This window comes from Methylobacterium sp. 190mf (assembly GCF_900107945.1).
Lineage (GTDB): Bacteria > Pseudomonadota > Alphaproteobacteria > Rhizobiales > Beijerinckiaceae > Methylobacterium.
The window spans coordinates 119,765-143,353 of sequence record NZ_FNVI01000013.1; the positions used below are offsets into that span (position 1 = coordinate 119,765).

At 64.4% G+C, this 23,589-nt stretch carries 27 protein-coding genes and 1 tRNA gene; 20 read left to right on the plus strand and 8 right to left on the minus strand.

What is annotated here, in order from left to right:
* Positions 1 to 43: 43 nt before the first annotated feature.
* From C4T42_RS17095 to C4T42_RS31500, 10 genes are all read left to right on the plus strand, one after another.
* Positions 44 to 928, plus strand: a complete 885-nt coding sequence (locus C4T42_RS17095) for a PhzF family phenazine biosynthesis protein (protein ID WP_103985509.1) — start codon at positions 44 to 46, stop codon at positions 926 to 928.
* Positions 921 to 1,655, plus strand: a complete 735-nt coding sequence (locus C4T42_RS17100) for an NUDIX hydrolase (RefSeq protein ID WP_103985510.1) — start codon at positions 921 to 923, stop codon at positions 1,653 to 1,655. The genes C4T42_RS17095 and C4T42_RS17100 overlap by 8 nt, the downstream gene beginning before the upstream one ends.
* Before the next feature lie 179 nt (positions 1,656 to 1,834).
* Positions 1,835 to 2,833: an ABC transporter substrate-binding protein gene (locus C4T42_RS17105; RefSeq protein ID WP_103985511.1), complete on the plus strand. Its 999-nt coding sequence runs from the start codon at positions 1,835 to 1,837 to the stop codon at positions 2,831 to 2,833.
* Positions 2,834 to 2,957: 124 nt separating this feature from the next.
* On the plus strand, positions 2,958 to 5,228 hold the full coding sequence (gene glgX, locus C4T42_RS17110; RefSeq protein ID WP_042671550.1) for a glycogen debranching protein GlgX: 2,271 nt from the start codon (positions 2,958 to 2,960) through the stop codon (positions 5,226 to 5,228).
* 154 nt (positions 5,229 to 5,382) lie between these two features.
* Positions 5,383 to 5,472 (plus strand) — tRNA-Ser (locus tag C4T42_RS17115).
* Positions 5,473 to 5,622: 150 nt separating this feature from the next.
* Positions 5,623 to 5,796 (plus strand): hypothetical protein, encoded by a 174-nt coding sequence (locus C4T42_RS17120; protein ID WP_244435205.1) that lies wholly within the window; start codon positions 5,623 to 5,625, stop codon positions 5,794 to 5,796.
* Entirely contained in the window at positions 5,796 to 5,981 is a 186-nt protein-coding gene (locus C4T42_RS17125; protein ID WP_083916129.1) for a hypothetical protein, read from the plus strand. The genes C4T42_RS17120 and C4T42_RS17125 overlap by 1 nt, the downstream gene beginning before the upstream one ends.
* 413 nt (positions 5,982 to 6,394) lie before the next feature.
* Positions 6,395 to 6,601: a hypothetical protein gene (locus tag C4T42_RS17135; protein WP_042671553.1), complete on the plus strand. Its 207-nt coding sequence runs from the start codon at positions 6,395 to 6,397 to the stop codon at positions 6,599 to 6,601.
* 4 nt (positions 6,602 to 6,605) lie between these two features.
* The gene (locus C4T42_RS32745; RefSeq protein ID WP_272481331.1) at positions 6,606 to 6,740 is read left to right on the plus strand and encodes a hypothetical protein; all 135 of its coding nucleotides are present in this window, start codon (positions 6,606 to 6,608) and stop codon (positions 6,738 to 6,740) included.
* Positions 6,741 to 6,969: 229 nt separating this feature from the next.
* Positions 6,970 to 7,194: a hypothetical protein gene (locus tag C4T42_RS31500; RefSeq protein ID WP_146074004.1), complete on the plus strand. Its 225-nt coding sequence runs from the start codon at positions 6,970 to 6,972 to the stop codon at positions 7,192 to 7,194.
* 640 nt (positions 7,195 to 7,834) lie between these two features.
* Here the strand turns inward: C4T42_RS31500 and C4T42_RS17145 are convergent.
* Entirely contained in the window at positions 7,835 to 8,110 is a 276-nt protein-coding gene (locus tag C4T42_RS17145; protein WP_244435207.1) for a DUF1508 domain-containing protein, read from the minus strand.
* 378 nt (positions 8,111 to 8,488) lie between these two features.
* Positions 8,489 to 9,235, minus strand: a complete 747-nt coding sequence (locus C4T42_RS17150) for an FkbM family methyltransferase (RefSeq protein WP_181049180.1) — start codon at positions 9,233 to 9,235, stop codon at positions 8,489 to 8,491.
* Between the two features lie 416 nt (positions 9,236 to 9,651).
* On the opposite strand from C4T42_RS17150, the gene cysC reads away from it, so the two are divergent.
* From cysC to C4T42_RS17160, 3 genes are all read left to right on the plus strand, one after another.
* Entirely contained in the window at positions 9,652 to 10,419 is a 768-nt protein-coding gene (cysC, locus tag C4T42_RS17155) for an adenylyl-sulfate kinase (RefSeq protein ID WP_145980133.1), read from the plus strand.
* A 25-nt stretch (positions 10,420 to 10,444) separates the two neighbouring features.
* Positions 10,445 to 11,410, plus strand: coding sequence for a hypothetical protein (locus C4T42_RS31505; protein ID WP_128083297.1), 966 nt, complete (start codon positions 10,445 to 10,447; stop codon positions 11,408 to 11,410).
* Between the two features lie 798 nt (positions 11,411 to 12,208).
* Positions 12,209 to 12,535, plus strand: a complete 327-nt coding sequence (locus tag C4T42_RS17160) for a hypothetical protein (protein WP_091782875.1) — start codon at positions 12,209 to 12,211, stop codon at positions 12,533 to 12,535.
* A gap of 612 nt (positions 12,536 to 13,147) precedes the next feature.
* Here the strand turns inward: C4T42_RS17160 and C4T42_RS31510 are convergent.
* Complete coding sequence (locus C4T42_RS31510; RefSeq protein WP_128083298.1) at positions 13,148 to 13,468, minus strand: hypothetical protein; 321 nt, start codon at positions 13,466 to 13,468, stop codon at positions 13,148 to 13,150.
* 140 nt (positions 13,469 to 13,608) lie between these two features.
* Complete coding sequence (locus tag C4T42_RS17165) at positions 13,609 to 13,836, minus strand: hypothetical protein (RefSeq protein ID WP_103985512.1); 228 nt, start codon at positions 13,834 to 13,836, stop codon at positions 13,609 to 13,611.
* A gap of 551 nt (positions 13,837 to 14,387) precedes the next feature.
* Between C4T42_RS17165 and C4T42_RS17170 the strand changes: the two genes are divergently transcribed.
* A complete protein-coding gene (locus C4T42_RS17170; protein WP_042671557.1) occupies positions 14,388 to 14,753 on the plus strand; it encodes a cytochrome c family protein in 366 nt (121 codons plus the stop codon).
* Between the two features lie 257 nt (positions 14,754 to 15,010).
* Here C4T42_RS17170 and C4T42_RS17175 read toward each other — a convergent pair whose 3' ends face one another.
* The 3 genes from C4T42_RS17175 to C4T42_RS17180 form a co-directional block, all read right to left on the minus strand.
* Positions 15,011 to 15,364 (minus strand): hypothetical protein, encoded by a 354-nt coding sequence (locus C4T42_RS17175; protein WP_244435208.1) that lies wholly within the window; start codon positions 15,362 to 15,364, stop codon positions 15,011 to 15,013.
* Between the two features lie 127 nt (positions 15,365 to 15,491).
* A complete protein-coding gene (locus C4T42_RS32750; RefSeq protein WP_272481332.1) occupies positions 15,492 to 15,626 on the minus strand; it encodes a hypothetical protein in 135 nt (44 codons plus the stop codon).
* 69 nt (positions 15,627 to 15,695) lie between these two features.
* On the minus strand, positions 15,696 to 15,962 hold the full coding sequence (locus C4T42_RS17180; RefSeq protein ID WP_042671559.1) for a hypothetical protein: 267 nt from the start codon (positions 15,960 to 15,962) through the stop codon (positions 15,696 to 15,698).
* A 218-nt stretch (positions 15,963 to 16,180) separates the two neighbouring features.
* Between C4T42_RS17180 and C4T42_RS17185 the strand changes: the two genes are divergently transcribed.
* The 5 genes from C4T42_RS17185 (at position 16,181) to argC (ending at position 20,465) form a co-directional block, all read left to right on the plus strand.
* Positions 16,181 to 17,452: a nucleotide sugar dehydrogenase gene (locus C4T42_RS17185; RefSeq protein WP_244603217.1), complete on the plus strand. Its 1,272-nt coding sequence runs from the start codon at positions 16,181 to 16,183 to the stop codon at positions 17,450 to 17,452.
* Positions 17,453 to 17,567: 115 nt separating this feature from the next.
* Positions 17,568 to 18,185, plus strand: a complete 618-nt coding sequence (locus C4T42_RS17190) for a CoA-binding protein (RefSeq protein ID WP_042671561.1) — start codon at positions 17,568 to 17,570, stop codon at positions 18,183 to 18,185.
* Between the two features lie 210 nt (positions 18,186 to 18,395).
* Positions 18,396 to 18,857 carry a 50S ribosomal protein L13 gene (gene rplM, locus C4T42_RS17195; protein ID WP_012318175.1) on the plus strand — a complete coding sequence of 154 codons (462 nt, stop codon included), beginning with the start codon at positions 18,396 to 18,398 and terminating at the stop codon, positions 18,855 to 18,857.
* A 2-nt stretch (positions 18,858 to 18,859) separates the two neighbouring features.
* Positions 18,860 to 19,345 (plus strand): 30S ribosomal protein S9, encoded by a 486-nt coding sequence (rpsI, locus tag C4T42_RS17200; RefSeq protein WP_042671562.1) that lies wholly within the window; start codon positions 18,860 to 18,862, stop codon positions 19,343 to 19,345.
* A gap of 169 nt (positions 19,346 to 19,514) precedes the next feature.
* On the plus strand, positions 19,515 to 20,465 hold the full coding sequence (argC, locus tag C4T42_RS17205) for an N-acetyl-gamma-glutamyl-phosphate reductase (RefSeq protein ID WP_103985514.1): 951 nt from the start codon (positions 19,515 to 19,517) through the stop codon (positions 20,463 to 20,465).
* Between the two features lie 740 nt (positions 20,466 to 21,205).
* On the opposite strand, the gene C4T42_RS17210 is transcribed toward argC, so the two are convergent.
* Entirely contained in the window at positions 21,206 to 21,805 is a 600-nt protein-coding gene (locus C4T42_RS17210) for an acyltransferase (protein ID WP_103985515.1), read from the minus strand.
* A gap of 355 nt (positions 21,806 to 22,160) precedes the next feature.
* Between C4T42_RS17210 and C4T42_RS17215 the strand changes: the two genes are divergently transcribed.
* Positions 22,161 to 23,546 carry a coagulation factor 5 8 type domain-containing protein gene (locus C4T42_RS17215; RefSeq protein WP_103985516.1) on the plus strand — a complete coding sequence of 462 codons (1,386 nt, stop codon included), beginning with the start codon at positions 22,161 to 22,163 and terminating at the stop codon, positions 23,544 to 23,546.
* Positions 23,547 to 23,589 lie beyond the last annotated feature (43 nt).

Below are 23,589 nucleotides of genomic sequence, written 5' to 3' on the forward strand. Positions count from 1 at the left end.
ACCGCTCCGTCCAAATCCGCAGAGAGCAGCAAGGACCGACCCGATGGCGCGCCGCTTCGTCACCCTCGACGTGTTCACCGAGCGGAGGCTCGCCGGCAATCCCCTCGCCGTGGTGCTCGACGCGGAGGGGCTCGACACCGCCGCCATGCAGACCATCGCGCGGGAGTTCAACCTGTCGGAGACGGTCTTCGTCCTCCCGCCCCGGGAGGCCCGGCACCGGGCGTCGCTGCGCATCTTCACCCCCGCCCGGGAGCTGCCCTTCGCCGGGCACCCGACGGTCGGCACCGCCGTGCTGCTGGCGCTGCAGGACCCGACCCGGGGCGACGCCCGGGCCTTCGGCCTGGAGGAGGGGATCGGGATTGTCCCCTGCGTGGTCGAGACCCTGGCGGACGGGACCGGCGGACGGGCCCGGTTCCGGCTCCCGGTCCTGCCGGACTACCTCGGGCTCGGTCCCGATCCCGCGGTGCTGGCGCCGCTGCTGGGCCTTCAGCCCGGCGACATCGGCACCGGCCGGCACGCCCCGAGCCGCCACGGCGTGGGGCCGACCTTCACCTGCGTGCCGGTGGCGTCGGTGGCCGCCCTCGACGCCGCCCGGACGGCCCAGGCGCCCGATCCGGCCGACGGGCTCTACCTCTACACCCCGGATCCCGAGGGGACCGGCCAGCGCTGGCGCGTCCGCATGTTCGCGCCGAATGTCGGCGTGCCGGAGGATCCCGCCACCGGCTCGGCGGCCTCCGCCTTCGCGGGGGTGCTGATGCAGTTCGAGGCGCTGGGCGACGGCACCCACGACGTGGCGATCCGCCAGGGCGAGGCGATGGGGCGGCCGAGCGACATCGCGCTCCAGCTCACGATCGCGGCCGGCGCCCTGCAGGGCGTCGAGATCGGCGGCGCCGCCGTGATCCTGTCGGACGGCAGCCTGCATGTCTGAAGGCTCCTCCGACGGCGTCTCCGACGGCTTCCGGATCACCCGCGTCGCGGAGGTGGCGGCGCGGTTCGTAGACCACGACTGGGCCTTCCCGCGCGTGCACGAAGCCGCCATCGCGGCCCACTGGCAGACCCGGCTGCGCCGCAGCCCCGGCATGTTCGACGGGACCGTCCTGCTGTGCTGCGACCACGCGGTCGCCGACGGGGTCGCCCGGCTCGACCTGTTCGCGACGCGCTACGCGACCTTCACCTATTACCGGGACAGGCCCCACGCAGAGGCCCGCATCGCCAACGCCTTCGCGGCGATCGTACCCTGGACGGCGGACGGCGCCGTCCTGCTCGGCGAGATGGGCGCCCACACGGCCAATGCCGGCCAGCTCTACTTCCCCTGTGGCACCCCGGATCCGGACGACGTGCGCGGCGCGCGGGTCGATCTCACCGGCAGCGCCGCCCGGGAACTCGCCGAGGAGACCGGCCTCGCGCTGCCCGCCGGGGCCGAGACGGAATGGGTTCTGCTGAAGGGGGAGGGCCAGCTCGCCTTCCTGCGGCCGGTGCGCTTCCCCGAACCCGCCGCCCGGCTCGTGGCGCGCATCGCCGACCATCTCGGCGCCGAGGACGAGCCGGAACTCGCCGGGATGCACGTGGTGCGAGGCCGCGAGGACATCGATCCCGCGCGGATGCCGGGCTTCGTGCGGGCCTACCTAGCGGACGCGTTCCCGCCCGCCTGCTGACCGGCGCGGCGCGCGGGGAAAGACATTCGTCTCCCCACGGAGGTCGGCCGGATGTCGTCTCGTTTGCCGACCGCGGGCAATACAGATTTCGTTTCATTGACCGCCCTCGCGGCAAGCATAAACTTGGCCTTCCACCGAACGGGCCCGCACAATGTGGGCAGCGTATCCCGGCAGGCCCCATGTTCATCCGATCTCACTTGCGGCCCGGTGGCCGCCGGCTCGCCGGGGCGCGGCTCGCGACCGCACTGACTCTGGCCACGATGACGCTGGCCACCGTGACGCTGGCCGCGGTGGCCACCCGCGCGGAGGAGGTCGTCCTGCGGGTCGGCGACCAGAAGGGTGGGAACCGGTCGCTCCTCGAGATCGCCGGCTACGCGAAGGATTTGCCCTACCGGATCGCGTGGTCGGAATTCCCCGCCGCCGCGCCGATCCTGGAGGCGCTCAACGCCGGCGCCCTCGATGTCGGCTACACCGGCGACCTCTCCTTCCTCACGGTCGTCGCGGCCGGGGCACCGATCAAGGCGATCGGCGGCACCAAGTCCGATCCCCGGACGCAGGCGATCCTGGTCCGCGCGGATTCGCCGATCCGCTCGGCCGCGGACCTGAAGGGAAAGCGGCTCGCCGGCACCCGCGGCGGCTGGGGCCAGTTCCTGATCAGCGCGACGCTGGAGAAGGCCGGGATCGCGCCGTCCGAGGCCACCTTCGCGCCGCTCAACCCGGTCGACGCGAAGGTCGCGCTGATGGCCGGCTCGGTGGATGCCTGGGCGGTCTGGGAGCCCTACGTCGCGTTCGCGACGCTCAAGGACAAGGCCCGGCCGATCGCGGACGGCGCGGGCCTCACGCCGACCATCACCTTCATCGTCGCCTCAGACAGCGCCATCGCCACCAAGCGGGCGGTGCTGCAGGACTTCCTGAGCCGCCTGAACCGGGCGCGGCTCTGGTCGCTGGACCATCTGGAGGCCTACGCCCGGAACACGGCCGCGCTGACCAAGATGCCGGAGGACGTCCTGCGCGCGGCCTACACGGCGCAGCGGACGCGCCCGATCGCGCTCGACGAGGGCGTCGTGAAGGAGATGCAAGACGCCTCGGACCGGGCGACGCGGTACGGCATCCTGTCGAAGACGCTCGACGTCGGCCGGGCCTTGGACCGGAGCTTCACGGAAGCGGCCTCGAACTGAGCGGGGCACGGTCGTCACGCCCCGCGATTTTTGCGGCACTGCGGGAGCTTCGCTGTTTCCGGCACGTTCACCAGGGGCTCCCCGCAGCGGCACGTGGCCGGGCGGGTCGCGTTCCGGAGTGTCCATGTCCGATTCCCGTCGTCCCGCATCGCAGGCCCGCGCGACCCGCTCGCGCATTCAGGAAGGCCAACCCTATCCCCTCGGCGCCACCTGGGACGGGCTCGGGGTCAATTTCGCGCTGTTCTCGGCTCACGCCACCAAGGTCGAGCTCTGCCTGTTCGACGACCAGGGCGAGCAGGAGATCGAGCGCATCGAGCTGCCCGAGTACACGGACGAGATCTGGCACGGCTACCTGCCCGACGCGCGCCCCGGCACGATCTACGGCTACCGCGTCCACGGCCCCTACGAGCCGAAGGCCGGGCACCGGTTCAACCCCAACAAGCTGCTGATCGACCCCTATGCCAAGGGGCTCGTCGGCTCGATCACCTGGAACCCGGCCCTGTTCGGCTACCAGATGGAGACGGGCGACGATCTGACCTTCGACGAGCGCGACAGTGCCCCCTACACGCGCCGCTCCCGCGTCATCGACCCGGCTTTCACCTGGGGACGGCACCGCAAGCCGCTGATCCCCTGGGAGAAGACCATCGTCTACGAGGCCCACGTCAAGGGCATGACCAAGCTCGACCCGCGGGTGCCGGAGAAGCTGCGCGGCACCTATGCCGGCCTCGGCACCCGGGACGTGCTCGACTATATCAAGAGCCTCGGCGTCACCTCGGTGGAGCTGCTGCCGGTCCACTCTTTCGTGCAGGACGACTACCTGCAGCAGAAGGACCTGGTGAATTACTGGGGCTACAACACGATCTCGTTCTTCACCCCCGCGCGGCGCTACGCGGCGGTGCCGGACTTCGCCTTCTCCGAGTTCAAGGAGATGGTCTCGCGCTTCCACGGCGCCGGCCTCGAGGTGATCCTCGACGTGGTCTACAACCACACCGCCGAGGGCAACGAGAAGGGCCCGACCCTGTCGTTCAAGGGCGTCGACAACGCCTCCTACTACCGGTTGCTGCCGAACGAGCCGCGCTACTACATCAACGACACCGGCACCGGGAACACCTTCAACCTGTCGCACCCGCGGGTGCTGCAGCTCGTGACCGATTCCCTGCGCTACTGGGCGCAGGAGATGCAGGTCGACGGGTTCCGCTTCGACCTCGCGACGATCCTCGGCCGCGAGCCCTACGGCTTCGACGAGGGCGGTGGCTTCCTCGACACCTGCCGGCAGGACCCGGTGCTCAACAACGTCAAGCTGATCGCCGAGCCGTGGGATTGCGGCCCGGGCGGCTACCAGGTCGGCGGCTTCCCGCCGGGCTGGGCCGAGTGGAACGACCGGTTCCGCGACGACGTTCGCGCCTACTGGAAGGGCGACGGCGGGCTGCTGCCGGACCTGGCGGCGCGCGTCTCGGGCTCGGCCGACAAGTTCAACAAGCGCGGGCGCAAGCCCTGGGCTTCGGTGAACTTCCTCACCGCCCATGACGGCTTCACCCTGCACGACACGGTCTCGTACAACGACAAGCACAACGAGGCGAACGGCGAGGGCAACCGCGACGGCCACTCGCACAACCTCTCGTACAATTACGGGGTGGAGGGCCCGACGGACGATCCCGAGATCCGGGCGGTGCGCCTGCGCCAGATGCGCAACATGCTGGCGACCCTGTTCCTGTCCCGCGGCACGCCGATGCTGCTCGCCGGCGACGAGTTCGCCCGGACCCAGAAGGGCAACAACAACGCCTACTGCCAGGACAACGAGGTCTCGTGGCTCGACTGGGGGGCGATCGGCGACGAGGAGAGGGATCTCGCCGAGTTCACCCAGCGCCTGATCATCCTGCGCAACGCCCTGCCGATCCTGAGCCGCGGGCGGTTCCTCACCGGCCAGTACGACGAGGAGTTCGGCGTCAAGGACGTGACGTGGCTGCGGCCGGACGGCAGCGAGATGGCGGGTGAGAACTGGTCGGACGGCGAGGCCCGGGCCTTCGCGGTCCAGCTCGACGGGCGCGCCCAGGCCACCGGCCTGCACCGCCGCGGCGGCGACGCGACCCTGCTGATCATGTTCAACGCCTATCACGACCTCGTGACGTTCACGCTGCCGGAATCGGTCGGCGGCGTGGCCTGGACGCGGCTCCTCGACACCAACCTGCCCGACAGCCAGGACGTGGAGAGCTTCAAGTTCGGCTCCGGCTACGACGTGACCGGGCGCTCGCTCCTGATGTTCGTGCTGAAGCCCGAGGACAGCCCCGGCGTCGAGGACAACGCCATGGAGCGCTCCTACCAGCACGTGATGCAGGCCTTCGAGCGGGCGAACGTGGAGCATGTCCGCTTCCACCTCGACGACGCCGAGGGGTAAGGCGAGGGAGTGAGAAACGCGGCCGGGCGGATTTCGCATCGCCCGGCCGTCTGCGCCTTGCGCCGGACGGCGCACCCAGCTAACAGCACGGCACCGCGCGGCCCTGGCCGCGCCCGGCACGCCGCGTGCGCGTCCGGGTGCCCGGTTCGCGGACGGAGGGGTGGCCGAGTGGTTGAAGGCGCACGCCTGGAAAGTGTGTATACCGGAAACGGTATCGCGGGTTCGAATCCCGCTCCCTCCGCCAAGCTGCTTTGATTCCGTTGCTGAATTTCTGAGGCGGACGCCTCAAACCCATCATCTACCCTTCCACCAAACGGGATATGATGGCCAAGGCCCCCGCGACCGTCTCCGAGCTGCGCAAGGCCCTGAGGTCACCGATCAGGAGGTCGACGCCGTGCTCGCAGATTTGGCGACTGAGGCCTACCTGCTGGCGAAGGGCTGGACCCTCGACCTCGTCGAGACGATCCACACGAACACCCGCGCGGCCGAGGCGCTCACTACCGACACGCCGGCCTGGAAGCACAATATCGTCCGGACCGCGATCCTGCTGGCGCACCCGGTGAAATGATGAGCGAACGCGGCCGCGTCATGGAAGCCGTCGAGGCCCTGATCGCCGCCGGCCATTCGGTCGAGCCTCTGGGCGACGACTTCGCGTTCTGGATCGTGGACGGTAAGGGCTTGAGCGACGGCGAGCTGCTCGACCTCGCCGACAGCCTCGGTCTGATGAGCCCGACGACGGAGAAGCTGTTTTAGGTCGTCGTCATGGCAGCTGAGCCTGGTACACTGCCGCCGATGGACCCGGTCGAAGCGCTCAAGCAAATCCGAGCGCTCGTCGAGGGCTCGTGCGAGATAACCTACGGGACGCTGGCCGAGCCGATCATCCAGATGATCCGCAGTGTCCTTGATAAGGCGCTGCGGCCCGCGTTAAAGCGTCGGCCCAAGAGACGGTAGCGTCACATGACTCCGCAGACGCTCATGGGCTGGATCCTGTTCGCCGTACTATGGGTCTCCGCGCCCATCGTCGGTTATGCAGCGTCGGACCTGATTGTTACCCTGAGGGCGCGTGAACCTGCCAAGAGACACCATGCGCTCGCGTTCGGTGTCTTCGGGATGTTGGCGCTCGCTTCTTTGTCGGTCCTAATCGCCGTGGGAGGCCTTTAGCGATCATGTCGGACGACGCGGAAGCTGCACACAAACAAGCCGCGATCCAGCGCATGATGCGGCGCCTGGACGGGTTCGCGCGCGGGCTCGGCCTGGACGAGGCAGCCACGCGGGAGATTGTCATGAGGATCGCTGCGGACATGCCGGAGCGATCCGATGAGGATCGGTTGGAGAGCGCCCGCAGATGCCTGCTGACTGCAGCGTCGGCGTAGCGGCATGGACGACGGGTCCGACCCGGCCATGGAAGCGGAGACGGCGCTGCGGGCGGCCGATATCGCCGTGTGGCCGATCGGCGATGAGCTCGAACACTGGCAAATTGCCAATCTGGTCTATACCGACGCCGACGTGTAGCGCCTCGCCGCGAGCCGCGGGCTGGTGGAGGGCGACGACTCGCGGAAGCCCGGCGCCGCCATATCAACCGAACCGCCCGCGCCGGGCCGCGGCCGCCAGTTCGCTGCCCTCAGCACCTGCCTGCTCCACCCGCGGACAGTGCAGCAAAGTTGCAGACGAATAATCAATGCCCTTATTTCGAAGAGTTGCCATAATGTTTAATATTTTGGCCAAGTTTAGGAATCAATTAATGCAGATCATGCATTTTGACGGAATTATCTTAATTGAAATTATCGGCAGCCTCCGTGAGGATGTCGCAAAATTACAAAATGAGTCAATTCTATCGCAGCAAAATATCGATGATTTGAAGCAACAAGTGGAAGCCCTAACAGAAGAGCTGAGTGCGTTGCGCGCAGAATATCGTAAGACTGCGACAGAAAGAGCGATAGGGCTTCGTTCAGCCACTGATTTATGAGTGCATCCGGCCTCGCGGTCAGCGAGCTGCGCCGAAACGTCACCTGGTAGCGCACCGCGGAGGCAGTTCCGGCTTCCGCACGATCCGGGCAGGATCTCGAAGGGTAACCTCGTTAGTCGGCCATTCCACGCAAGCAGCCTCCAACGCAGCGATCGCCACGGCCAGCGGGTAGATCTTGGCGAGGTGAAGCTCCAGCTTGCCGCCGTTCGTGTCGCAGACCTCGATCGTGTAGAAGATTCCCGGCGGCACCGTTGGGATCTTCTTGGCGGGCAGCGGCAGCGTGATCGCAGCGAGACAGAGGTGCTCGTACTTTCGTGCGGGGGGGGGCGATCCAGCAGACCTTGCTGTTATCGGACTTGCTGAAGACGATGGTGGTGGGGCCGATGGCGCAGCCCTTCATCGTCACCTCGCCGCCGCAGCTGCGGTTCTTGGCCGTGGAGAAGTTGCCGGTCTAGCCGCCGCCCACGGCCTTCACCGTGACGCCCTGCTCGTATCCGTTTTCCTAATGTTTGAAGGTCCCCACGACCTGCGAGCCCGGTTCGGCCGCCTGGGCCGCGGTGGAGACGAGCAGCGCCAGCATCGCCATGAATGATGAAGGCAGCGGACGGCTTATCCCGACGCGGTGACGGCAGCGCATGCCTCATGCCTTCGGCGGCGAGAAGCCAAACGGGGTCGTGGGCGGAACGGGAGGACTGGGTCTCTCTCGGACGCCGGAGTGGCTCGCTTGCTTCACGACCTCGATGCCCTGGAGGCAGTCGTCCTTATCCTGGTATCCCTCGCCGCTGTCAGCGATCTTCCGACCGTTCGACGCGTACAGCGTCCAGCGCCACTCGTCCTTGTGGTCGCGATAGATCTCGAAGTGCATGGGAACTCCGGGGACGACGCGTTCTACGACTACCTGTTCGAGTACCAGCATGATGGCGGCACGTGGTGCCTCAAGGTCAAGCCCCGAAGATGCGAACGAGCGGCTGAAGGCACGCGCCTGGAGACGCTACAAGGGCAAGGTTGGCGCCATGATCCTCGTGCCGTCGTTCCTCGAACGGCTCGCCGCCCTGCTGTTCGGTCGCCGCCACCCTCGACGCAACGGGCGAGACGCCCGAAACCACAACCGTCGCGAGCGCTGTACGCCCGACCCTGAGAAGGCCCGCCATCGCGCGGGCCTTACGCGTTTCAGGACGCTCCCGAAAATGCCGATGCCTACCATGCGCCGGCTCATATCGCGGTTGCTCGCGATATCCTCGCCGTCCACGGAGGGAAGCAGAAGCCGCAGGGACAGGAAGCGGAGTTCAGTGCTTCATCCCCAAAGGTGTCGGTTCCGCAATAGGACATCCCTCTGAAAAACTTCAACAATATCGAAATTTGGCAGCAGGTCCAAGATACCTTGCAACCCTATGGAATTTTCGTAAATCTCTCGGTCAGAAAATTCAGTATAAAAATACCGTGTCGTTCCCAAAGCCTGCAATCCGCCCCTTATCAAGTCCTCTTCGGCCCCCTGAACATCAGCCCATATGAAATCGATGTACTTGATATTCTGATCTGCGCACCACGCATCAAGCGTTGTTACTTCGACCTCAATCTTATTCTCGAACGATATCCAGGGAAACAATTCGAGGTGGTCCTTCGGCGCCCTCAACGACCCAGACTGATCCCATTCTTCAATAAGCCCAGTCTCCCTATCTATTACTCCAGCACCGAGATCTCTCCCGGCACTCTGGTGGAAGGTCGCCGTCCCAACGCTCTGCCCTAGAGCTTTCTCGAATAGATGTATTCGGGTGCTCAGATTCCGGGCCCGCATTTTTTTGATCGCGCGAGGATCTGGTTCGAAAGAAAAAATCTGAGCGTAGGGAAACCATTTTGAAAAATTGTCGCTCATATCTCCATTATTTGTTCCAATATCAAGAATTGTCGCATTCGAACGCTCAACAAGCCGCTTGATGTCGACTTCTTCCAATCCTTCACGTGGCATGTACGCACACCCTATTCTGCGCTGCCGCGCCTGACGCACGGCGAGATCAATACGAAGACCCTTGTTGAGCATCATTCGCTTGAATGCACAATGGTACGAAGGATGTTCCTGTTCTCGCAGCTGCCTAATTACCGAGCATACTGAAGGCCTCGCGTGCCAATCAATTGATCGATCGAGCTGAATCAGCTCAGAGAGCGCGAGCTCCCGATAGGGCCTCTCCAGGTCTGCCCAGGCTTCATCCGATAGCCAAAGCATCGGTCGAACATGATTCGACCCGGCTCCGCACCGACGACCCGACCGTCGGTGACCATCAGCGCGCCGGCACACCCTCAAGGTAAATGACTGCCCGGAGCCGGATCTACGAGCCAGACTGATGTGGCTTGAACGGGAGCTATGACAGTCCAACCTTCATCGTGCCTTATCGAGTTCGGCGGGCCTGATTTGTGCTGCGTCCCAGTCGGTCGCGACAGCCATCGGGTCGCCGACGAGGTATGCGGCCGCTCAACGTGACGTTGCAGCAACACAACCAATCACGATTTCGTGTCATCGTACGTCCGCACATGACCGGAGGGCGAGACTTGAGACGACAAGCGAACCAAGTCGCAGATCGCAATCTGACTTGGCAGCAGCTACAACCGCGCGAGCATCGTTGGCGGGTACTTGGCCAACGGCCCGTCATCGCGTGGCTGACTGGCCTATCCGGAGCGGGAAAATCCACCATCGCGAGCCAAGTCGACCGTGCGTTGACGCGGGCCGGCCGCGCTACGATGGTGTTGGACGGGGACAACCTGCGCCACGGCCTCAACAGCGATCTACATTTCACCGAGAGTGACAGAGCCGAGAATGTCCGCCGTGCTGCTGAAACCGGCAAGCTCATGGCAGACGCCGGTCTTATTACGATCGTATCTTTAATCTCACCATCCCGTGCGGAGCGGGAAGCGGCTCGAATCATCGCAGGTGACATCGCATTTCTTGAGGTCTTCGTGGACACTCCTCTTAGGATCTGTGAGGCGCGCGATCCCAAAGGCCTTTACGGTCGCGCGCGGTCAGGCGCCATCCCAAATTTTACCGGCATCTCGGCTCCATACGAAGCCCCGCTCAAGCCGGATCTGACACTCGCGACCGCCGGAGAAACGATCGCGACCTCAGCACAGCCCCTGATCGACATGCTGATGCGCCTCAGCGTCCCGAGCTCTCGACGGGCCGGGTCGTCATCCCCCAAGCCGCTCAGGAGTGCAATATCTGACCTGCATTGCTAAAGCTATTTGAGATTAATATATTATCATGGCAATGATTGACAGACTAGTGATTCACATTGGCCCGCACAAAACTGGAACAACATCCATTCAGAAGATGTTGTACAATGCGTCGAGGTCTGAAAATGCCAAATTTATTTATCCATTCACAAATTCGATTGAAATCGGGCAACATACGTTTGCGCAAAGGGCAGGCGAACCGCATAATCCCATCTTCAAAGAAATGCTCTTGGAGCTGAAAAAGGCGAATAAGACGTGCGTACTGTCGAGCGAGGAGCTTTGTTATCTGAGTGATGAGGCGCTGGCGAGCATTCGAGAGGCTTTCCCCCAAGCCGACGTCTCAATTGTTTTTTACCAAAGAAATATCCTGACGTTGATGCATCCGTGGTGGCAGGAGAAGCTAAAACATGGAAGCGTGCAGCCCTTTTTGGAATTCGCTCTCGACTGCTTGATAATGCCGCATCACTTACATTTACTGGTTCCGAATGTGCTTCTTGAAGGCTGGTCTAAACACTTTGGGCGAGATGCAATCCAGATTTTTTTATTTGATCAGATCCCCGACGTGGCGTCGCAATTTGCATCTGATGTATTAGCGCTGGATTTCTCTCAAGATGGCGCAAGCGTTAGCAATCAATCCTATGGATATGCGGATTGCGAGCTGATAAGATTCTGGAATCTTCACGGGTTTTGGGGTGCTGGCGCTATTCAATCGCCAGAAGTTCATCAAATACGCTCGGAGTTCACCGAAATATCGACCCATTTCCTAGGTGAGTTTCAACTCAGCTTTGATATTCCGGCATTCGCTCATATCGAGCAGCATTTGCTCTCTTGTTGGAGAGATCGCATCAAAGGTGTCAACGGAGACCACCTGTTTACGTTGAGGCATAAATTTTTTCCTTACATTAAAACCGATATTTGGGTTGCCCACCAAGAATTCGCAGAGCGCGTCCGCATGTTTGCCGACCAAAGGCCGGAATACAGCTCTTGGAGATAACATCTCTAAGCTTCTATGAGTTCGATCGGCTGACTAGTGGCTGGCTAAGATAATGCAATCAACGCTGAGAGAGCTTGCTAAGCGAATGGCGCGTGGCAGCGGACTGTGGCTACAAACCTCCGGATCAGGTTGACCGGTTCTTGACCTTATCGGTTTAGGTAGTCGAGGGCTCCGCTGAACATCACGAGTATGCTATGCTTGCGTTATAGGCCACAGATCAGCTCCTCGGCGCCGCCCCGATCTGCTCACAGGACGTGGGAGCGTCTGATCTCACCAGCGAGCGAGCCGAGCCGATACGCGACGCTGCTTCGGGAAGGAAGGGAAGCGGTCGCCGGCGCAGGTCGGCTGCGGCTCAGACAGTGAGCATAAGTACAAAGACGGATTGTCACCGAGGTCGCGTGAGCCATCTTTGTCGTCAGGCACCCACGTGGAGGCACGCTGTGTCGCTCAGACATTATGTGTTCGCGAACGAAGCCGAAGCCATGAAATGCGCTGCGGAGTATGCCGGAAAGGCTAAGGTCGTCTATCGTGGCGACTACCGCCGGGACTGGCTCGTTTCAGTCGAAGAATAGCCCAAACTGCAACGTTGAGCCGCAGCCTCATGATGCGTCGGTCAGTCGAAAAAGCCCCACGCGGCGGTCCCAGCGGGGCTGATTGAGCCCTGGGGAGAAGTGTCGGACCGTCGCAGGCCGCGGGCCAGCGCGAGCGCAGAAGAACCCACGCAAGCGGAGCGGTCAGCGCTTGCAACACGGCTCAGAATGATGGATCGAGCGGGCGTCTCAGGCTCGGGGATCTATCATGAAGTTGCGTATGCTGAGGCCGTTCAGGCGCCCTCCATCGTTCGTCAAGGTCCGGTTGCCGGGCTTCGATCCGGTCTACTATCTGAACGCCTACCCGGACGTGCAGGTGGCTGGGCTAAACCCGCTCGACCACTATTTGCGACATGGTTGGAAGGAAGGCCGGGATCCGAGCGCGGGCTTCAGCACGGACGGCTATCTGGCGGCTAACCCCGATGTGGCTGCCTCCGGTCACAATCCGCTGGTGCACTTCGTGAACACCGGGTTGGCTGAGGGTCGGAGCGGCTTCTTCAAGGACCCGAAGTCGCCGGCTCCGAAGCCGCGCTGACGGACGGGCACGAAAAAGCCTGCACTGGCGGGCCGGGCGGGCTTCTCAGGCTCAGCACCCCGGGGGAGAAAACCGAGCTTGATCCCAGGGACATCCTGGCAGTTGCGAAAGAGAAGCCCCGCGCGTCGATGCCGGCGGAGCTGAAGTCGCGGCGGCCGGCCAAACTGCCGATGTCAGGATAATAGTCGATCAACGCAAACGAGAACACCTGCGTCCGCGGGCCGGGAGAAAGCGTCTGATCTCACCCGCGTGTGAGCTGTGCCTAAACGGAGTTGGCGTGGCACTCACTCGAATCAAATGTGGGCCGCGCATGGGTCGGACCATCAATTTGCTCCGGCGTGAGTGCGAATTCTCCGGTTTTGCGAGATCCTGACGCTGTACCGCGCTCGTCTTCTGACCTCGCCGCATGTCCGAGTCCACTAGTCCTGGCTGATCCTCTCAATTGGCCCGGTCTAAAGCCAGCCAGTCAGGTCAGCTCCGTGTGAACGCTCAGTGGCCAAGCTCGGAATTACGGACAATTCTTGGATTGTCGCATGAGAAAAGTCCCAGCGCTCCGAAGCCCTTCCGACGAAGAGGGGGTTGAAAGCTCAGTTCTCCCTTAAAGCGACGCGATCAGCCCGCCCGTCGACCCGTCTCATCGCGCTGATCGCGCCCACCCGTGAACGCGCCCAACCGTTCGCCGGTAATGCGGGCGGAGTTCGCTCGCGCCCATCGACCGCCATCCGGCTCGGCACTGCCCATGGCGGCCGCTCCAGGTGAAATGAGGGACCTCCCATAGTTCGGGCTTTTGCCCGACACGACTTCCTCTAGGCGCTCGGCATCCTCGGTGGACAGCGAAAGGCCCTGCGTGCTCACCAGTGCGTCCTCTGGCTCCGCGCGGGCACGTGCAAGCCACCCAGACAGATCGCTTCTGATTTCGTCGATGAAGGACATCGGCTGTTCCCGAGATAATCAACATCAACGCCGAAGTCAGCCACGGGTTCTATCACGAGCGGTCCTGAGCGGCGAACGAACGCGGCGTGCGCAGTCCTTCACGGCCATGCATCACCGCTCCGCCTCATCGACTGGAGATCTCAGCCGGCATCTGACTCGTCCGAACCAGCCGTGCTCGCCGGGATCGCCTCGTCAGCCTGCTCGCGCAGCGCCTTCACGATGCCTTCAAAAAGGACATATGCCGCGTCCGGCCTGAAGCTGAACGCGAGTGACCGACCCATGGTGACGAGGCTGACCACGAGTTCGTCCCCGTCCCGGCGCACCCAGTTCACATGCTCAATCGGTACCTTCTGCGGGTCATTAGACATTTGGCTCGCCGGGGTCCTATTTCGACATCAGAGTCGTCATCGGCCATGCTGCCCTGGAAGCCAAGCCTAGCGCGACTTCGACGTCTGCGCGCATCGCCGCAGACCCACAGCCGAACGAAGCAGCATTACTGCGCGCGCCGATCCTGCGCGGTCCCCAGCAGCACCACCTCAGGCCTTCCCTAGCACCGAGTACGGCGCACTGCGGCGGGGTCTTTTCCATGCGCATCGACCCCGGCTTCGATAGCGTGACGGATTTTCCAGCACGGAATGGATTAACGCGCCTCGGCGCACGTCAACATCCCGACATGCGAAATTTGGAAGAATTCTCAGGTTCGCCGGCTCCGACTGCTCCGCGCCCCTCCGTGGACGCGACGGGCCGTACGCGGGCGTCGACTCGCCACCGGAGATCTACCATCGCGGCCGGCATGGGCTACGAGATGATATAAGCTAGCGCACAATATAATCTGCACGCGCACTCAGATTTTTTCGCTTGCATCGCGCGTTTTTTCTGCCAGAAACGCGAAGCTTATCTTCTGGATTGGGGTTAATACATGCGTATGCTCGCAATCGGCGCAGTTCTCGCCGTTGTCATGCCTTTCGCCGCGCAGGCCCAGGACGCCGGCGATGCCGCGGCCGGCGAGAAGGCGTTCGCCCCCTGCAAGGCGTGCCACAACTTCCAGAAGAACGGCGTGGGTCCCGACCTGAAGGGCGTCGTCGGCCGCAAGGCGGGCACCTACGAGGGCTACAACTACTCCGCCGCCCTCAAGAACTCCGGCATCACCTGGGACGAGGCCAACCTGCACGAGTGGCTGAAGAACCCGAAGACGAAGGTGCCCGGCAACAAGATGATCTTCCAGGGCATCGCTGACGACAAGAAGATCAACGACCTCATCGCCTATCTGAAGACCCAGTCTTAAGTCGGACGGGTCCCGGGCCAAGGATCCGCGCGGCCTCTCGCCATGCATCCGTTGCGATCGACCCCGCCCGGCCTAGCCGAGCGGGGGATTTCTCGTTGTTTTGAGGGAAATCGGCAAAAATAGTCTTGGTTTCTCTTCGCGAGAACTTCCCATCGCGCAGAATGATGCTACTCTAGGCGCAGTCGCTCGGCGTAACGCACCGGGCGTCCTCAACCTTCAGCCCCGCCGGCACCCGCCGCGCGGGGCTTTTTCGTGACTCAGCGCCCGCTACCGGAGGACAGGCTCGACCCGACGCTCCCGGAGAGCTGGCTTGGCGTTCCGAGCTGAGTGCCGTTCGGGTTGGTGTCCAGGCTGAGATCAGGGGACACGAGGCCGCCCGGCGCGGGGTTGGTCGACTGGGCTGGCTCGAAGGCCTGCCGGCCGCCGGCCAGCGGCGTGATGACCCGGTCCTGCCGGATCGTGGTCTCGCATAGACCCTGGCAGATCGGGACCGTGAGGTCGGTCTCCTGGCAGATCGCCTTCATCTCGCCCCGGATGCAGGTGCAGCGGCACAGCGCCGAGGCGGGAGCGGGCAGCGCCAGCAGGGCGGCGGCGAGCATGAACAGGCGCATGATGATCGACCTCATTGCCCGCGACTGGGCGATCGGGGTTCGGCGGACCTCATAGCACGGCGCGCCCCGGAGCCCGAACGCGCCGGCGCTCCGCGAGGCCGCCCCGCGGGTTGAAAAGGCCCGTTGCTCAGCCGGCCGTGACGCGGCGGTAGCTCGCCGCGAAGGCCTCGGCGGCCTCGCGCGTCAGATCGGTCACCACCAGCCCGGCGGTGTAGACGGTCCACCATCCGTTCTGGTCTTCCGTGATGCAGATTTCGGCCATCGGGCGCCTCCACTCCACGCCACAACAAAGCCGAGCGAACCTGACGAGTTCCTGAACCGCGCCGGACGATCAGGCCTCCGGCGCGCCGTCCTCCCGGAGGATGCGGATGGGCTGGAAGGCGCGCGCGGACACGGCGGCCTCGACCCAGGCGCGGGCCGCCGAGGCCGCGGGGTGATCGGCGAAGGCGGCCGGGCGCGGCGGCCATTCCGACCCGGATTGGACGACGTAGCCCCGCGTGCCCGCGGCGCAGGGGCCGACGTAGCCGAAGACCTTTCCGGTCCTGTCGACGAGGTCGGTGCAGTGGACCGGCCCCTCGGTCCAGCGGAGATCGGGCATCCTCACCCCCACGGTCTCGCCCCGTGCTCACCCCGTCAGCGGTCCGGGGACGTGCTCCGCGCAGGACGGGGCGAGTCGACGCCGGCGCGGACCGCCCCTATACGCGCCCGGCGGCCGGATCGTCATCGGCGCCTTCCGAGCCCGCAGAGGGATCCGGCGTGGCTGACGGGGCGGCAGATAGCTCAGCGGGCAAATTGCGGGACCGCCAGGCGGACAGCGTGGCGATCGTCGGTCTGGGCTATGTCGGGCTCCCGCTCGCCCTGGCGTTCGGCCGGGGGCGGGTCACGATCGGCTACGAGCGCGCCGCCGACAAGGTGGCGGTCTACCGGGCCGGGCACGACCCGGCCGGGGAGATCGACGCGGAGGCGTTCCGGGCCGCCGCGCAGCTCACGATCACCGACGACCCGACCACGCTGGGCGCGGCGGACGTGATCGTCGTTACGGTCCCGACCCCGGTGGACGCGGCCCAGTGCCCCGATTTCGACCTGCTGGTCCGGGCCTCGGACCTCGTCGGCCGGCATATGCGGCCGGGCGCGACCGTGGTCTTCGAGTCGACCGTCTATCCCGGCGCCACCGAGGAGATCTGCATCCCGGTCCTGGAGCGGGCCTCGGGCCTGCGCTGGAAGACGGGTTTCTTCGTCGGCTACTCACCCGAGCGGATCAACCCGGGCGACCGGGAGCACAGCCTCACCCAGGTGGTGAAGATCGTCGCCGGCGACACCCCCGAGACCCTGGAGCGGCTCAAGGCCCTCTACGGGTCGATCATCGAGGCGGGGCTCCACGCCGCCTCGTCCATCCGGGTGGCCGAGGCCGCCAAGGTCATCGAGAACACCCAGCGCGACCTGAACATCGCGCTCATGAACGAGCTGTCGCTGATCTTCGACAAGCTCGATCTCGACACGCAGGAGGTCCTCGCGGCGGCGGGGACCAAGTGGAACTTCCTGCCGTTCCGCCCCGGGCTGGTCGGCGGCCACTGCATCGGCGTCGACCCCTATTACCTGACCCACAAGGCCGCGATGATCGGCTATCACCCGCAGGTGATCCTGGCCGGGCGGCGGATCAACGACAGCATGGCGGCCCACGTCGCCCGCGGCACGGTGAAGCGGATCGTCCGGCGCGGCGGGACCGGGCGGGCGCGGGTCATCGTCCTCGGCCTGACCTTCAAGGAAAACTGCGCGGACCTGCGCAACTCGAAGGTCGCCGACCTCGTGCGGGAACTCGAGGAATTCGGCTGCGCCGTGTCGGTCCACGATCCCCGCGCCTCCGAGGCGGAGGCCCAGGCCGAGTACGGCATCGACCTCGTCGACTGGGCCGACCTGCCCGCCAGCGCGGACGCCGCCGTGCTTGCGGTCCCGCACCGCGAGTACGCCAGGCTCGGCCCGGAGGCGATCGCCGCCCGGGTGAAGCCCGGCGGCCTGATCGTGGACGTGAAGGCGCTCTTCGAGAAGGCGCCGTTCGCGCGGCTGGGCTACGAAGTCTGGCGGCTGTGACGGCGGCCGCGCCGAGGCCGCGACAGCGGCGCGACACGCGGCCAGATACGCGGCAAAGAACGCGGCGAGAAGCGCGACACGACCCGCGATCATCCGGACGACGAGGGAAAACGCCATGGACGAAACGGGCCACGAGAACCGCCCGCCCGCGCCCAGCGACGCGGCGGCACCCGCGGAGCGGCACGCCCGCTACCCGGACGCGCAGATCCGCACCATCCTGAACGGCACGCGCACGATCGCACTGGTGGGTGCCTCGGCGAACCCGGCGCGCCCGAGCTGGATCGTCCTGAAATACCTGCTCGACCGGGGCTACGCGGTGACGCCGGTCAATCCCGGCCTCGCCGGCCAGGACCTGCTCGGGCGCCGGGTGGCCGCTTCTCTCGCCGAGGTCCAGGCCGGGCTGGGCGACCAGCCGATCGATATGGTCGAGATCTTCCGCAATTCCGCCGCCGCCGGGCCGCTGGTCGACGAGGCGCTGGCGCTGACGCCGCTGCCGAAGATGATCTGGATGCAGCTCGGCGTGCGCGACGACGCGGCCGCCGCCCGGGCCGAGGCGCGCGGCCTGACGGTGATCATGAACCGCTGCCCCAAGATCGAGTACGGCCGGCTCTCCGGCGAGATCGGTTGGACCGGCGTGAATTCCCGGATCCTCAGTGCCCGGAAACCGGTGCTGGCGGCCAAGGGCGTCCAGAAGCTGACCATCGCGGAGCGTGGCCGGCGCTCCGATGGCTAGCGGTATTCTGATACCTCAACCATCAAACCACTGATCGGAATAGATTTTTCGGGATCGCGCACTTCTCTGTTGACCCGGCATCCGGGGCGGTCTATGCACCCGGCACCGCCGCCGCGTGTGCTCCACGCGGCGGCTCGTTTTTCGGCACCCCGATGTCCGCGGATCCCGACGCGTCGGGGTCCGGTCCGTCGGAACCCCTGGGATTTGGCTATGAAGACCACCTCGCTGAAGCCCGCCGAGGTCGACAAGAAGTGGATCGTGATCGACGCGGAGGGCCTCGTCGTCGGCCGCCTCGCGTCGATCGTGGCGATGCGCCTGCGCGGCAAGCACAAGGCCGCCTACACGCCCCACGTCGATTGCGGCGACAACGTCATCGTCATCAACGCCGAGAAGGTGAAGTTCACCGGGCGTAAGTACAATCAGAAGAGCTATTTCTACCACACCGGCTATCCGGGCGGCATCAAGGAGCGGACTGCCAAGTTCATCCTCGAGGGCCGGTTCCCCGAGCGTGTGGTGGAGAAGGCCGTGGAGCGCATGCTGCCGCGCGGCCCGCTCTTCCGCCAGATCCTCGGCAATCTCCGCGTCTACAAGGGCACCGAGCACCCGCATGAGGCCCAGCAGCCGCAGGCGCTCGACGTCGGCGCCCTCAACCGCAAGAACGTGAGCGCTTGATCATGGCGACCCTGCAGTCCCTCGCCGACCTCAACCGGTCGAACACCGGCGCGGTCGACCCCGCCAACGAGGCCCCCGTCCACGTCCAGAAGCTGGACGCGCAGGGCCGCGCCTACGCCACCGGCAAGCGCAAGGACGCGGTCGCCCGCGTCTGGATCAAGCCCGGCAGCGGCACGGTGACGATCAACAAGCGCCCGGTGGAGACCTACTTTGCCCGCCCGGTGCTGCGCATGATCCTGCGCCAGCCGCTGGAGATCGCCGGACGCGTCGACCAGTACGACATCACCGTCACGGTGGCGGGCGGCGGCCTCTCCGGCCAGGCCGGCGCGGTGCGCCACGGCCTGTCGAAGGCCCTGACCTACTACGAGCCGGAGCTGCGCGCCCCGCTGAAGCGAGAGGGCTTCCTCACCCGCGACGCCCGCGTGGTCGAGCGCAAGAAGTACGGCCGCAAGAAGGCCCGCCGCAGCTTCCAGTTCTCGAAGCGCTGATACCCGGTCACACCGGTGTCACGGAGAGGGCGGTTCCTGCGGGAGCCGCCCTTTCGCGTTTTCAGGCCGCGGCACGGCCGTTGACAGGCTGTCGCACCGCGCGCACCTGATCCCCGGCCGCGGTGCCCGACTCGGGCGGCGAGGCACATTCGAGAGAGCGAGACGAGCGATGTCTGGCGCAGGCGCGACGAAGCCCACCGTGTTCATCGACGGCGAGGCCGGCACCACCGGTCTCGGCATCCGCGAGCGCCTGGAGCGCGACGGGCGGGTCGCCCTGCGCAGCATCGCGCCGGAGCACCGCAAGGATCCGGCGGCGAAGCGCGCGCTGCTCGCCGAGGTCGACCTCGTTGTGCTTTGCCTGCCGGACGAGGCCGCCAAGGAGACCGTGGCGCTGGCCGACAGCCTGACCGGCGGCGGCCCCCGCGTCCTCGACGCCAGCACGGCCCACCGGGTCGCGGAGGGCTGGACCTACGGCTTCCCGGAGCTGACCCAGGAGCAGGGGGCGGCGGTGGCGCGCGCCCGGCGGGTCGCCAATCCCGGCTGCTACCCGACCGGCGGCGTCGCGCTCCTGCGGCCGCTGGTGGAGGGCGGCCTGATCCCGGCCGACCACCCGATCAGCGTCAACGCGGTCAGCGGCTACAGCGGCGGCGGCAAGAGCATGATCGAGGCCTACGAGCAGGGCACGGCCCCGCCGTTCCAGCTCTACGGTCTCGGCTTCGCCCACAAGCACCTGCCGGAATTGCAGCGCTACAGCGGCCTCACCCGGCGGCCGATCTTCGTGCCGTCGGTGGGCAACTTCCGGCAGGGCATGCTGGTGAGCGTGCCGCTCCACCTCGAGACGCTGCCGGGCCGGCCCACGGCCTCCGACCTCGAGGCGGCCCTGCGCGACTGGTACGCCGGGCAGAGGCTGGTGGAGGTGGTGCCGGGCGCCGGAACCGGTGCGCACCGCGAGAAGATCGAGCCGGAGGATCTCAACGACACCGACCGGCTGGAGCTGCGCGTGTTCGGCTCGTCCGAGCACGGGCAGGCAGTGCTGGTCGCGCGCCTCGATAATCTCGGCAAGGGCGCCTCAGGGGCGGCCGTGCAGAATCTGGGGCTGATGCTCGGGCTCGACGGCTGAACTGTAGCACGCAAAGCCGTTCTCGGGCCTGCAATATGGTTGGCTTCATTGATCTCAAAATCGGTGCAGGCTTCGAGCCTGCACCATAGGCGTCTCACGCGCCGTCGGAATAAAAGTAGCGGACCGGCGGCCGAAACAATGAGCAGTCGGACACGACCGCCTGACACAGGACGAGTTCATTAAGCGCCCATTATCGCAATAAGATTTTTCATCCGACGCAAGTATTTTGAACGCGTTTTTCATAAAGCCTGACATCCTCGTCATGAGGTGAAGCGATCGCGCTGCGCTATAATACCTTAAAGTGCGCTTCTTGGCGCCTTTGCATGACAAGGCAAGCCTCGTGTTTAAGGTTGCCTTGTTCCTAACGCCCTAAGATGCGGCTAAACCCGGCGCTGAACTTCGAATCCATTTGCCAGACGATCCCAGAGCTCGTCTGGTATGGAGTCTGCCTTCCAATGTGCCAATTGGCCTTTAGCGTCTAGATAATAAATCGTCCGATCCGCGACGTTTACCGCGAGTCCCCGAGGACGCATCTTACCTGGGTCGGGCGCAGATCCAGGTTCAGTTCCGCGAAAAAGACGAATGAGCGTCATGACGGCTTCCAAGAGCTCTCTATTCACATTCGACTACTGAGCAGATCTATCGTTTCCATATAGATCTGATCACACGGCGGGAACGCTTGCCATTATCCGCCATAATTACTACAAACAGCACCATCTACATCTCATGCTCCCAGATCCTTAAATCAGATCAGTGCGCCACGTGACACCGGTACGGATAATTTTAGCCGGCACGCCACCAGCCATTACATTGGGCGGGAAGCTGCCGCGCACCAGCGAATGCGCGCCGATGAAGGATCCATCGCCAATTGTCGTGCCCTTCAGCACAGTCGAGCGAGCGCCGATCCAGACACGGTGACCAATCATGATTGGCCGCGCAGGATTGATTCGCGCGCCAGTTTCTAGATCGATGACCGAATGCATGTCACTTACCGAGACGGTCACTTCATCGGCAATGAGGCAATTGTGCCCGAAAGTGATCTCAGCCGCCTCGTGCGCCGAAATCTGCGCGTTCCCGACAAACGATGTGAATTCTGCCACGATCAGCTTGGTGGGCGCCACGATGTGCATCCTGGCCTTGGCCAGCCGTACGTGATCTCCGACATGGACCGTCGCGTCGGACCCGCAGTGAAGATAAATATCGTCACTGTTCGAATTTTTTCCGATGATGATGTGATTGTTGCTGCGCTCGAAGAAGATGGTTCCATTCTGCGTCTCGAGGAACCCGTCCGCCGCATCGATCTGATTGTTCTGGCCGAAGTCGACGATCTTGATGGGCATGCCTGTTCGATCTCAGCTTCCTGGGCTGGCTGTAAGCCGCATTGACGACGATCGCGCATATACGGACGACGGTGAAACGGCGTTACATATCGCATCGACAGACGCAGCCTGTCCATGCGGAGCGATCGGATGCGCAACGCAGGTTCCCACTGAAGCTAGCCCTCGACCTCCACGCCGGCCTCTATTAGAGACGGCGCGCGGGTGCGGGAAACGTCGGCGTGCGCGGCGTGGACTTGTCACCCTCCATCGACCCGCACGATCAGAGGCTGCCGGACGGCAGGCGATGTAGCGGGTCGGGACTCGGTCTCGGTCAGCCCGACGAGGGATGTCAGGCGGGACATACGGAACGGGGTCGATGGCAAACGAACAAGCTTCTCATCGCGATCTTGTCGCGCTCACTCCGAACGGTGTGTGGACGGTCGTCGATCCGCACATCGCCCCGCCATCGTTAGCCGCCGAGGCCGGCGCTTGGCGGCAGATCGACCTGGGCCTCCGCTTCCCCGTCCACTCTATCGAGATCGCGCAGCCCGCTGTAGCGGACACACCCGAGGTTCGGATCGCCTTCTCGGACGATGGCGAGACCTGGGCGTCCCCCGAAATCGTCCCGCGGGCCGACGATGCGGCCGCGACCGCACCGATTTTGATCGCTCCAGCGGAGACGAGCTGGACCCGCTATATCCGCGTCTCCACCACCGCCTTAGCTGCCGATGACGCCGGCAATCCGCGCGTGTGGACCGAGCGAGCCGCCTTCGATTTGATCGTTTGGCGCAATCTCATGAACGCGGATTTTGACTTGGTGTCCGAGCGGCCGGGCATCGATCTCTACCGGGGGTATCGCTTGCTCGGCCATCCGGAGCAGCGGAGCTTGTCGATCGTCGGCATCGACCTCTACGAGAACGGTGCCTTCGGAAATTTCATCATCCAATGTCTGCTAGCGATCGGCATCTGCGTCGCGCTAAAGCTGAAATACATCAAGCTTCCAGCCCGAGACAGAAGCGAAGTCCTCAATTACGCCGAACCGCGCGAGATCGGCGGCATTACTTTCATCCCGGCCTCACATTCGCTCCCGACCGATGGATATTTTTTGTCGGGAATGTTCTTCGACGTCCAAATTCAGAAGCTGGCCGGGGATCTGGAGCAAGAGCGCTCGCGCCATATCATCACGAACTACATCCGCCCCCTATTCAACCGGCTTCCGACTCGGTTTCCTACGAAGCCCGACGATCAGCTCCTGATCCACATCCGGTCGGGCGACATCTTCAGCACGTGGGTCGCGCCGCATTATCCGCAGCCGCCGTTGGCGTTCTACAAGCTCGTGATCGAGCGCCTGATTGCGGAGAAGGGCATCGCCTCCATCAAACTGGTGTTCGAGAATCGGCTCAACCCCGTGATCTCCGAACTCGAGGCGTATATCGTAGGGCTCGGCATTCCGCTGGAGACGCAAAGCGGGACGCTGGCTGACGACGTCGCCGCTCTGGTGAACGGCCGCTACTTGGTGTTCGGCCTCGGCACGTTCGGGCCCGGGGTCTGCCATCTCTCCGAACGCGTCGAGGAGGTGTACTACTTCGCGTCCGGATGGCCTCAGCACTTCAGGGGCATCCCCACTATAGGCAAAATCGTCGAAGTCGTGGACCGTGCGGGCGCGTACACCAAAGTCGGGGAGTGGGACAACTCGCCGGAGCGCCGCCAGATGATGATCGACTACCCGATCGAGCAGCTCGCTTTCGACGATCGGATGTGATTGCCACTTGACTGAGGACCGGAGCCGGCCCGCGGTCATACGG